Origin of the sequence: Burkholderia sp. Ac-20379 (assembly GCF_017104645.1) — a bacterium.
Lineage (GTDB): Bacteria > Pseudomonadota > Gammaproteobacteria > Burkholderiales > Burkholderiaceae > Burkholderia.
Genome location: NZ_JAAGPF010000253.1, coordinates 1 through 11,163 on the forward strand (window position 1 = coordinate 1; position 11,163 = coordinate 11,163).

The window sequence follows — 11,163 nt, forward strand, 5'->3', positions numbered from 1 at the left end:
CGCGGCGCGCAAGCGGCCGCCGGCCTGAGCGCGGCGCGGTTCCGGCGCGCGGTGTCGGCAGCGATGCGGGGCGCGATTCCGTGCGGTTCCGCACGCATGGCCCGGTACGAATGCACTAGCGGCCCTGGCCCATCTGCACCTGCCGGGGCGGGGCGGCGGCGGCGATCATGGTGGTTCCCGGCGCGCGGCCCACGGCAGGCGCGCCGGTTCCGATGATTCCCTCAAGGAGGCAACCATGGACAAGAATCGCATCGACGGCAAGCTCAAGCAGGTCAAGGGTTCGGTGAAGGAAGCGCTCGGCAAGGTGACGGGCGACCGCAGGACCGAAGCGGAAGGCATCGCGGAAAAGACCGAAGGCAAGTTGCAGGAGAAGGCGGGTCAGACCGCCGACGCGATCCGCAAGCATACGAATCTGCACTGACGCATCCGCGTCGATTCGTATCGTTTGGCAGCACCGGCCCCGCCTCGCGATGGTTCGCGAGGCGGGGCCGGTTTCGTTGGAGCCCGCGCCGGATCGGTCTGGATGGTAAGCATTCCGAAAGCAGGCTCGCGTAGAATCCGCGCTTGCCGGAGATGGCATGCCTCCGTTCCCAACCGCCGGTCAGCCGGCTGATGATGCCTACGGATCCTGGGTACAGGAGGTCGTAGGCCGTCTTGAGCACAAGCGGCGTCCTGCCGCCCGGGTTTGATGTCCTGTCGAACCTGAACACCATGAAAGCATTCGAATCCGTCGAACAGTTCGCCATGTTGCGCGCGCTCGGCCGCTGGATCGCGCTGTCGGCCATCGTCGGCGCGCTCGCGGGCAGTGCGTCCGCGCTGTTTCTCGCCCTGCTCGATCTCGCCACCGGCACGCGGCTCGCGCATCCGTGGCTCGTCTGGCTGCTGCCGGCGGCCGGTTTCGTCACCGGCTGGATCTACCTGCGCGTCGGCAGCAGCGTCGAGGCCGGCAACAACCTGCTGATCGACGAGATCCACGATCCGGCGCGCGCCGTGCCCACCCGCATGGCGCCGCTCGTGATGCTCGCCACCGTCGTCACGCATCTGTTCGGCGGCTCGGCGGGCCGCGAGGGCACCGCCGTGCAAATGGGCGGCGCGCTGGCCGACCGCGTCGCGCGCGTGCTGCGCGTGGACGCCGACACGCGGCGCATCCTGCTGATGGCCGGGATCGCGGCGGGCTTCTCGTCGGTGTTCGGCACGCCGCTGGCGGGCGCGGTGTTCGGGCTGGAGGTGCTGGCGATCGGCCGGCTGCGCTACGACGCGCTGTTTCCGTGCCTCGCGGCGGCGGTGGTGGCCGATGCGGTGTGCCATCTGTGGGGCATCCGCCATCCGGTGTACCCGGTGCCGTTCGTGCCGGCCGTCGGCATCGCGACGGCGGCCTCGGCGATCGTCGCCGGCATCGCGTTCGGCGTGGTCGGCATGCTGTTCGCCGATGCGACGCATGCGCTCGGCGCGCGCTTCAAGCGCTGGATTCCGTACGGCCCGCTGCGGCCGGTGCTGGGCGGCGCGATCGTCGCATTGGCCGGCGTCGTGCTGGCCGTGCCGCAGTATCTCGGCCTCGGCATTCCGACCATCGAGGCCGCGTTTCGCGGGCCGCTGCCGGTGCAGGATTTCGCGGGCAAGTTCGCGTTCACGGTGGTGACGCTGGCGTCGGGCTTCAAGGGCGGCGAGGTCACGCCGCTGTTCTATATCGGCGCGACGCTCGGCAACGCGCTGTCGCATCTGCTGGCCTTGCCGCTGCCGGTGCTGGCGGGGCTCGGCTTCGTGGCGGTGTTCGCCGGGGCGGCCAATACGCCGATCGCCTCGACGATCATGGCCGTCGAGCTGTTCGGCGCGCCGATCGGCGTGTTCGCAGCGCTGGCCTGCGTGGTGGCGTATCTGTTCTCGGGGCACACGGGCATCTACCGTGCGCAACGCATCGGCCACGCCAAGCACCCGTGGCTCAGCGCGGGCGGGCGGCTGGCCGATCTGGCGTTGCAGCGCGCGAGCGCGAAGCCGGAGGCGGGCGGGAAGGGCTGAGCGAGGCGAGGGTGAGGGCAGCGGCGAGGCGCGCAGGCGGCCGGCTCGCGAGGCGGAATCGGCGCTGGCCAGGATCGGCGCGCGCCTGTCGATCGATCTGGCGTGTCGCGCGCCGATCCGGCGCCGCGATATGGATCGGCCGGCGATCGGCCCGCGTCAGATGTTTCGGCCGGCGCAGCCTCAACCGGCGCGGCGCGGCGCCGCTTCGCCTGCCGCCGGCAGCACGCGCCACGCCACCCAGGCGAGCGCGCCGAGCGCCGGAAACACCAGCACGCTGCCCTCCGGCCCGACCGTGCCGCCGCTCCACCACACCGGGCCGATCGCATGGCTCTCGAACAGGCTGATGTTCGGGATCAGGCCGCTGGTGGGCGCGCCGAACAGGAACGATTCGGACCAATCCCAGCCGGCGTGCATGCCGAACGCCCACCACAGCGAACCGGTGCGCCAGATCGCGAGGCAGGCCACGAAGCCGTAGATCACCACCGGCACGATGCCCGCCATGTTCTCGCCGTGGTTGAACATGTGCGACAACCCGAACGCCACCGAGGTCAGCACGGCGGCGGCCGACGGATGCAGGCTGCGCGCGAGGCGGAAGAACAGATAGCCGCGGAACGCCAGTTCCTCGGCCACGGCCACCACGGCGAACGCGACGGCCCACACCAGCCCGGCTTCGAGCGCGGACAGCGGGCTCATGCCCGAATAGGCGAGCGTGGCGCCGCCCGTGGAGGCCAGCAGCAGCATGATGACGGACACGGCGGCCAGCCCGCAGGCGCCGCCGAACAGCATGTGCCGCAGCCGCTGCGGCGCGCGCAGGCCGACGTCGAGCCACGAGCGCCGGTCGATGCGGCTCATCGCGCGGGTGGCGATCAGCACGGCCGCGCACATCGCCAGCTCGAACGCGAATTGATGGCCGGCGGTCAGTTCGCCCTCCATCCGGAACGGCAGGTCGAGGGCCCGCGCGGCGCTATCCGCGCCGAGCATCAGCGCGGTGACGATCGCGGCATACAGCAGCGCGGCCCAGCCCGCGCGCAGCCCGTACGGGCCGAACCACAGGTGTCGGAATCGGAACGGCGGGATGGCGCTGGGTCGGTCGGCGTGCATCACGTCTTTCACCGGTAATAACCTTTGTGTTTTGAATGAAGTATCGACGGCAATCGATTCGATGTAGGCATTTTGAAGGCATGCCATTGCGAATCGGCGAGTATCCGTGATTATGTGGATTATCGTCGCCGCTGGGTATAGCGCGATTGAAAATCGAACCGGATTTGCGATGTGTCGTATCGTCCTTGCTACGCATCGCTTGCGTGCGTATCGATAAGACTTTAGGAGATAAGTGTGGCGTCAGCCAGTGCGGCGGTGCTTGCCGGTAAGGGTTTGGAAGGTTTTGCCGGCCGATTCATAAAATCGAAAGCGAGATGAAACTGAATGGCAAGCCAATAGCCAGATCTCGCATAAAATGCGCGCATTATCGATGCCGTGGCGTGCAGATTTGATTATTGTTTTGATCCATGCATCGTGAGGTGCATGGGCAAGACAATCGAAAGCCGAATCGTGAAATATCGGCAATAGGTATGAAAGCAGGCTGGCGCGGGAAAAGCGGGGCGGCGGATCGCCGCCCCGTGCTTCACGATGTGCCGAACGCCGTGCCCTGAACGCGGTGCGCGTCGTCGGACGGATCAGCCGCATCGGCCGCATCAGCCGCTTCGGCCGCATCGAGCGACCCGAGCGCCGCGACGCCGTAACCGCCCGCCTGCTCGATCAGCCCCTTCGCGAGCTCCAGCGCCTGCCGCTCGAACATCCGCCGATACACGCCGCCCTCGATCCGGACCAGCGCATCGTGGCTGCCTTCCTCGATCACGCGCCCGCGTTCGAGCACCAGCAGCCGGTCGAGCGCGCGCACCGTGGACAACCGGTGCGCCACCACCAGCGTGGTGCGGCCCACCATCAGCCGTTCCATCGCCTGCTGGATCAGCAGCTCGCTCTCGCTGTCGAGGCTCGAGGTGGCCTCGTCGAGGATCAGGATCGGCGCGTCGGCCAGGAACGCCCGCGCGATCGCCACGCGCTGCCGCTCGCCGCCCGAGAGCTTCACGCCGCGCTCGCCCACCAGCGTGTCATAGCCTTCCGGCAGCGCGTCGATGAAGCCGTGCGCGCTGGCCAGCGTGGCCGCGCGCACGATCTCCTCGCGCGTCGCGCCGGGCCGCGCATAGGCGATGTTGTCGGCCAGCGAGCGGTGGAACAGCACCGGCTCCTGCTGGACGATCGCGATATGGCTGCGCAGCGATTGCTGCGTGACCTGCGCGATGTCCTGCCCGTCGATCAGGATCCGGCCGCCCTCGATGTCGTAGAGCCGCTGAATCAGCTTGATGAACGAGGTCTTGCCCGAGCCGGAGTGGCCGACCAGGCCGATCCGCTCGCCCGGCGCGATGCGCAGCGAGAAATCGTCGTAGAGCGGCGCCTGGCGCGGCCCGTAGCGGAACGTCACGCGGTCGAAGCGGATCTCGCCCGCGCCGATCGCGATCGGCCGCGCGCCGGGTGCGTCCTCGATGCCGAGCGGCTGGCGGTCGAGCGCGACCAGTTCCTCCATGTCGTTGACCGAGCGCTGCAGGTTGCGGATGTGCATGCCGATGTCGCGCAGGTAGCCCTGCAGCATGAAGAACATGGTCAGCGCGAACACGATGTCGCCCACGCTCGCGCGATCGTGCGACCACAGCCACAGCGCCGCGCCGAGGATCGCCGCCTGCATCAGCACCAGCAGCGTGCCCTGCACGCCGCCGCTCAGCGTGCCGCGCACCCAGGTGCGCCGCGTGCGCTGCCGCCATTTGCCGATCACGCGGCCGATCCGCGCGTCCTCGCGCGTTTCCGCGCCGAACGCCTTGACCACCGCGTTGCAGCCGACCGCATCGGCCATCGCGCCGCCCAGCCGCGTATCCCAGAAGTTGCCGAGCCGCGCGGCCGGCGCGATGAAGCCGAGCGACAGCGTCACCGTGATCGCGATGTAGAGCACCGAGCCCGCGCCCACCACCAGCCCCATCACGGGCCAGTGCCAGCCGAGCAGCAGCGTCGCGCCGCCGAGCATCGCCACCGACGGCAGCAGCGCCAGCAGCAGCGTGTCGTTGAGCAGGTCGAGCGCCCACATGCCGCGCGTGATCTTGCGCACGGTCGAGCCGGCGAAGCTGTTCGCGTGCCAGTCGGTCGAGAAGCGCTGCACGCGATGGAACGCGCCGGCCGAGATCTCGCTCATCATGCGCAGCGTCAGCGTGATGACGTTCATGAACATCGCCTGGCGCAGCACCGTGACGGCCACGCCGAGCGCGAGCAGCACGCCGAACGCCTGCAGCGCCGCGTGCCAGGCCGCGGCGCGGTCGTGCAGGCCGAGCGTGACGGCGTCCACGAGGTGGCCGGCGAACATCGGGGTGAGCACGTCGCCGAGCGCGGCGAGCAGCGCGCAGCCGGCCACGGCGAGCGCGCGCGCCGGTTGGCGGCGCCAGTGGCGGAAGGTGAAGCCGAGCACGTCGTTGAACGGACGGCTACCGTGACGATCGGTGTGTTGGATCATGGTCATTGGCCTGGTGGGCATTGTGTGCGCCAGGACTTGTCGGTGGTCGATGGGTCAGCGAAACAACGGGCCGTCGGCGCCGCGCGGCGTCGCCATGACGGAAGCGCGGCGGTGGCGCGACGAGCGCCACGGGCGAAGCATGCCGGTCAGGCAGGCAAACCACGGAAGACGGCTGGAAGGTACGGCGGGCGGACGGGCCTCGGAAGCCCGCCGCGGGAGCGCGAAGCTAGTTCGCGCCGAGCGGCATGACGTTCGGGAAGCCGCTGTGCGATGGCGTGTTGCACATCATGTTGACCTCCCTTGAACGTAAGCGATGGAACGTGGACGAAGGCGAGGCGGCGAGGGCCGCGACACCGCCGGGGCGAAAACGCAACCGGTCGGGCAATTGTAATCGTGCGCGGGCGGCGCTGCCAAGCGAGCGTGCGCGACGCGGCGGGGCGCTGTTGCCGAATCGACACGGCGCCGGCGGCCGGCTTGCATGGCCTCGCCGCCGCATATGGGACAATCCGGCCCTCGATTCCTGTCCCCCCACCGCAACTGACGCACATCACGATGAGCACCATCCAGCAAGGCATCCTGTCGCCGCTGCCGCCGGCCAACCGTTACCTGTCGTTCCAGATCGCCGAACCCGCCGAAGTCGCGCGTGCGCTGGCCGCACTGCGCGACGCCACCGACGCGGCGCGCACGGTGGTGGGCGTCGGCCCGTCGCTCGTGCAACTGCTCGAGCGCAAGATCGACGGCCTGAAGCCGTTCCCCGATCTGTCGAAGCCGGGCGCGCCGGTGCCGTCCACGCAGGTCGCGCTGTGGGTATGGCTGCGCGGCGACGATCACGGCGAGATCACGCTGCGCTCGCGCGCGATCGAAACGCTGCTGGCGCCGGCCTTCGTGCTCGACAGCGCCGCCAACGCGTTCCGCTACGCGGACGACCGCGATCTGTCCGGCTACGAGGACGGCACCGAAAACCCGAAGGGCGACGAGGCGGTGGAAACCGCGTTCGTGACCGGCAAGGGCCCGGGCCTCGACGGCGCGAGCTTCGTCGCCGTGCAGCAATGGGTGCACGATTTCCCGGCGATGAACGCGATTCCGGGCGACGAGATGGACAACATCGTCGGCCGCCGCAAGTCGGACAACGAGGAGCTGGAGGATGCGCCGGCCTATGCGCACGTGAAGCGCACCGAGCAGGAGAGCTTCACGCCCGAGGCGAAGGTGCTGCGCCGCTCCGCGCCGTGGGCCGACGAGCGCCGCGCGGGCCTCTATTTCGTGGCGTTCGGCCATTCGTTCCGCGCGTTCGAGGTGCAGATGCGCCGCATGGTCGGCGCGACCGACGGCGTGCTCGACGGCCTGTTCCGCTTCACGCAGCCGGTGACGGGCGCGTTCTTCTGGTGCCCGCCGGCCTCGGCCGACGACCGGCTCGATCTGTCGGCGCTCGGGATCTGAGCGGACGCAATACGGCCTCCGCAGCAAAAACCGCGCCCCGGCCAGTCACGGCCGGGGCGCGGTTTTTTATTGGCGCGATGCCGGGCGCCGCACGTTTTGCAGGCTTCAGCGCACCGTGGTGTCGATGCGCGTGCCGCGCTTGATGAACAGCGTGACCGGCGTTTTCTCGGCGATTTCGCCGAGCCGCGTGCGTTGCGCGTCGTCGAGTTCGCCGTCGATCGTGATGGTGCGGCGCACGTATTGCGTGCCGTCGCGGTCCGCGTGCAGTTCGGCGTGGACGTGCAGCTTCGCCGCCGGCCATTCCTTGCGCTGCATATACATGCGCAGCGTGGCCGCGGTGCACTGGCAGAGGCTCGCGAGCAGCAGCTCGAACGGCGCGGGGCCGACGCCGCGGCCGCCTTCGCGTTCGGCTTCGTCGCCCTGGAAGCGGTGGGCGCCGGCCTGGATGTCGACGACGTAGTTCGGGGCATCGGCAGCCAGTTCGGCTGCGGCGTGGATCAGGGGCATGGGAGTCCTCGGCGGATGGGCGTGCCGACAGCATAAACGGGTTGCGCGGCCGCCGCCGTTAAGCGGTTCGCGATCCGCGAGGTTCGAGCGAGGGAGCGGCCTGCGGTGCGGGCGCACGCCGCCGGTTCAGGCCATGGCGGGATCCGCGCCGGTGGCCGCGTCCTCGCCGCCGCCCAGCGCCGTCGCGCGCACGATCGCCGCGACCCGTTCGCGAAACCAGCGGTGCGCGCCGTCGGCATCGCGCGATTCGTGCCAGTACGCGTGGATCGCATACGGCTTCACGCGCAGCGGCAGCGCCTTCGCCACCACCGGCAGCAGCCCGGTCATGCGCAGCGCGTAGGAGCGCGGCAGCGTCAGCAGCAGATCGCCGGCCGCCGCGATCTGGCAGGCCGCGAAATAGTGCTGGCAGACGAGCTGGATCTGGCGGTAACGGCCGTCGGCGGCCAGCAGCACGTCGAGCGAATTCGGCTCGCCGAGCGGCGAGACGGTCACGTGGCGCGCGGCGAAGTAATCGGCGCGGCGCAGCGGCCCGCCGGCGAGCGGATGATCGCGGCGCAGCACCACGCACAGCGCGTCGTCGGCCAGCGTCTCGCGCACGATCTGCGGGCCGGCCGGCACGCGCCGCTCAATGGCCAGATCGAGCTGGCCGCTGGCGATCTCGCGCCCCACCTCGGCCAGCGCCACGCGGCGGCTCACCAGCGTGATGCGCGGCGCTTCATGCGCGAGCCGCTCGACCAGTTGCGGCAGCGCGATCGATTCGAGCACGTCGCGAATCCCCACCACGAAGCGCTGCTCGACGCTGGCCGGATCGAAATGCGCCTGCACGTGCGCGGCGGCCTGCAGGCCCTTCAGGTGGCGCTGCACGTCGGCGATCACGGCGCGGGTGCGCTCGGTGGGCGTCACGCGGTTGCCCTGGCGCACGAACAGCGGATCGCCGAAATGCGCGCGCAGCCGGTTCAGCGCGTGCGTGACGGCCGGCTGCGTGAGATGCAGCGCGCGGGCGGCCGCGCTGATGCCGCCGTGCACGTAGATCGCGTCGAGCACGCGGAACAGGTTCAGGTCGAGGCGCAGGTCGGAGGTCACGGGCGGGCGCGCGCGGCGCGAGCGGAGAAGGAGCTGAACATATTACTTCGGCTGATGACCTGCCATGAAGAACATTCATTTCATCGATTAGTTCGATCGGCGTAGGCTGGGCGTCACTTCAAACGGAGGGGACGATCTCATGGATTTCATGCCGACCGCTCGCAGCCAGGCGCTCGCCGAACGGCTGACGCGCTTCATGCACGACGAGATCGCGCCCGCCGAGGCCCGCTACGCGGCCGAGCTGGCCGGCGGCGCGGATTGGCGGCGCTGGCGCCAGCCGGCCACCATGGAGGCGCTCAAGCGCAAGGCGCGCGAGGCCGGCCTGTGGAACCTGTTCCTGCCCGAAACCGAACTGGGCGGCGCGGGCCTGAGCAACGCCGAATACGCGCCGCTCGCCGAGATCATGGGCCACTCGTTCATCGCGCCCGAGGCGTTCAACTGCAGCGCGCCCGACACCGGCAACATGGAAGTGCTGGCGCGCTACGGCACGCCCGCGCAGCAGCGCGCGTGGCTCGCGCCGCTGCTGGCCGGCGAGATCCGCTCGGCGTTCTGCATGACCGAGCCCGAGGTGGCCTCGTCGGACGCCACCAACATGCAGGCCACCGCCACACCCGACGGCGATGCGTTCGTGCTGAACGGCCGCAAGTGGTGGTCCACCGGCATCGGCCATCCGCATGCACGCGTCGCGATCTTCATGGGCCGGACCTATCCCGACGCCGAGCCGCATCGCCGCCACACGATGGTGCTGTGCCCGCTCGACGCGCCCGGCGTGACGATCGAGCGGATGCTGCCGGCGTTCCATCATTTCGACGAACCGTCGGGCCACGGCGAGGTGCGCTTCGACCAGGTGCGCGTGCCGGCCGCGAACGTGATCCTCGGGCCGGGGCGCGGTTTCGAGATCGCGCAGGGCCGGCTCGGGCCGGGCCGCATCCATCACTGCATGCGCGCGCTCGGCGCGGCCGAACGCGCGCTGACGCTGCTGTGCCGCCGCGCCGAGGCGCGCAGCGCGTTCGGCAAGCCGCTCGCGGCGCTCGGCGGCAACGCCGACATCGTCGCGAACCTGCGCATCGCCATCGAACAGGCGCGGCTGCTGACGCTGAAGGCCGCCTGGACCATCGACACGCACGGCGTGAAGGCCGCGCTGAGCCTGATCTCGCAGATCAAGGTGGCGGTGCCGGCCGTCGCGCAGCAGGCGGCCGACGCGGCGATCCAGATCCACGGCGGCGCGGGCGTGTCCGACGATGTGCCGCTGGCCGCGCTGTACGCCTATGCGCGCGTGCTGCGGCTGGCCGACGGGCCGGACGAGGTGCATCGCGGCGTGGTCGCGCGGCTCGAATTCAAGCGCCAGGCCGAGGCGCTAGCGGGAGCGCAGGCATGAGCGCGCCGATCGATGCCGCCCGCGAGGTGCGCGACGAGGATCGGCTCGATGCGGCCCGCGTCGATGCGTTCCTGAAGGCGCAGGTGCCGGGCCTGGCCGGCGAGCCGACGATCCGGCAGTTCCACGGCGGCGCGTCGAACCTCACCTATCTGATCGCCTACCCGGGCCGCGAGCTGGTGCTGCGCCGCCCGCCGGCCGGCGCGAAGGCCGGCTCGGCGCACGACATGCTGCGCGAGGCGGCCGTGATGGCCGCGCTGAAGCCGGCCTATCCGTGGGTGCCGGCGATCGTCGCGCGCTGCGACGATCCGGCCGTGACCGGTTCGGAGTGCTATGTGATGGAGCGGCTGGCCGGCGTGATCCTGCGCCGCGATCTGCCGCCCGAGCTGGGCCTCGACGCGGCCGGCACGCGGCAGCTTTGCGAGCGCTTCGTCGACCGGCTCGTCGAGCTGCATGCGGTGGATGCGTCCGCGCCGGCGATCGCCGCGTTCGGCCGTGGCGAGGGCTACGTCGCGCGGCAACTGAGCGGCTGGCGCGAGCGCTGGCAGCGCGCGCTGACCGACGGCATCGATCCGGCCGCCGACGTGACCGGCTGGCTCGACGCGCACCAGCCCGCCCGCGACGGCCGGCTCTGCGTGATCCACAACGATTACCGCTTCGACAACGTGGTGCTCGATCCGGACGATCCGCTGCGCATCGTCGGCGTGCTCGACTGGGAAATGGCGACGCTCGGCGATCCGCTGATGGATCTCGGCGGCTCGCTGGCCTACTGGGTGCAGGCCGACGACGACGCGCCGTTCCGCGCGATGCGCCGCCAGCCCACCCACGCGCCCGGCATGATGACGCGCGACGAGGTGGTGGCCCATTACGGCGCGCGCACCGGCATCGACGTGAGCGGCTTCGCGTTCTACGAGGTGTTCGGGCTGTTCCGGCTGATGGGCATCATCCAGCAGATCTACCGCCGCTACGTGCTCGGCCAGACCACCAACCCGGCGTTCGCCGGCTTCGGCGACGCGGTGCGCTACCTGACGCTGCGCTGCCGCGCGCGCATCGCCGCCGCCGAGGGCGCCGCGCGATGAGCGAGATCGTGCTGATCCGCCACGCGCAGGCCAGCTTCGAGGCGGACGACTACGACTGCCTGTCGCCGCGCGGCGAGACGCAGGCGGCGCGGCTCGGCGCGTGGATGGCC

Annotated in this window: 9 protein-coding genes, 1 pseudogene and 1 riboswitch; of the genes and pseudogenes, 6 read left to right on the plus strand and 4 right to left on the minus strand. The window is 70.4% G+C overall.

The genetic code is table 11. The features are described 5' to 3' along the window. The first annotated feature begins 235 nt into the window (after window positions 1-235). Entirely contained in the window at window positions 236-421 is a 186-nt protein-coding gene (locus tag G3N92_RS24840; protein WP_206130247.1) for a CsbD family protein, read from the plus strand. A gap of 139 nt (window positions 422-560) precedes the next feature. Then, a riboswitch (Fluoride riboswitch) is annotated at window positions 561-629 on the plus strand. Between the two features lie 82 nt (window positions 630-711). Next, the gene (locus tag G3N92_RS24845; protein ID WP_206130248.1) at window positions 712-2,016 is read left to right on the plus strand and encodes a chloride channel protein; all 1,305 of its coding nucleotides are present in this window, start codon (window positions 712-714) and stop codon (window positions 2,014-2,016) included. Between the two features lie 180 nt (window positions 2,017-2,196). Here G3N92_RS24845 and G3N92_RS24850 read toward each other — a convergent pair whose 3' ends face one another. Both G3N92_RS24850 and G3N92_RS24855 read right to left on the minus strand, forming a co-directional pair. Next, window positions 2,197-3,117, minus strand: a complete 921-nt coding sequence (locus G3N92_RS24850; protein WP_206130255.1) for a type II CAAX endopeptidase family protein — start codon at window positions 3,115-3,117, stop codon at window positions 2,197-2,199. 523 nt (window positions 3,118-3,640) lie between these two features. Then, entirely contained in the window at window positions 3,641-5,572 is a 1,932-nt protein-coding gene (locus G3N92_RS24855; protein ID WP_206130249.1) for an ABC transporter ATP-binding protein, read from the minus strand. 552 nt (window positions 5,573-6,124) lie between these two features. Between G3N92_RS24855 and G3N92_RS24860 the strand changes: the two genes are divergently transcribed. After that, window positions 6,125-7,009, plus strand: coding sequence for a Dyp-type peroxidase (locus G3N92_RS24860; protein WP_206130250.1), 885 nt, complete (start codon window positions 6,125-6,127; stop codon window positions 7,007-7,009). Window positions 7,010-7,114: 105 nt separating this feature from the next. Here the strand turns inward: G3N92_RS24860 and G3N92_RS24865 are convergent, their stop codons facing one another. Next, on the minus strand, window positions 7,115-7,516 hold the full coding sequence (locus G3N92_RS24865; RefSeq protein WP_206130251.1) for an OsmC family protein: 402 nt from the start codon (window positions 7,514-7,516) through the stop codon (window positions 7,115-7,117). Window positions 7,517-7,642: 126 nt separating this feature from the next. Beyond that, entirely contained in the window at window positions 7,643-8,599 is a 957-nt protein-coding gene (locus tag G3N92_RS24870) for a LysR family transcriptional regulator (RefSeq protein ID WP_206130252.1), read from the minus strand. A gap of 139 nt (window positions 8,600-8,738) precedes the next feature. On the opposite strand from G3N92_RS24870, the gene G3N92_RS24875 reads away from it, so the two are divergent. The 3 genes and pseudogenes from G3N92_RS24875 to G3N92_RS24885 all read left to right on the plus strand — a co-directional run. Next, window positions 8,739-9,977, plus strand: a complete 1,239-nt coding sequence (locus tag G3N92_RS24875) for an acyl-CoA dehydrogenase family protein (protein WP_206130253.1) — start codon at window positions 8,739-8,741, stop codon at window positions 9,975-9,977. After that, entirely contained in the window at window positions 9,974-11,053 is a 1,080-nt protein-coding gene (locus G3N92_RS24880; protein WP_206130254.1) for a phosphotransferase family protein, read from the plus strand. The genes G3N92_RS24875 and G3N92_RS24880 overlap by 4 nt, the downstream gene beginning before the upstream one ends. After that, window positions 11,050-11,163: pseudogene (locus tag G3N92_RS24885) on the plus strand (histidine phosphatase family protein); the annotation flags it as partial. The gene G3N92_RS24880 and the pseudogene G3N92_RS24885, both read left to right, overlap by 4 nt.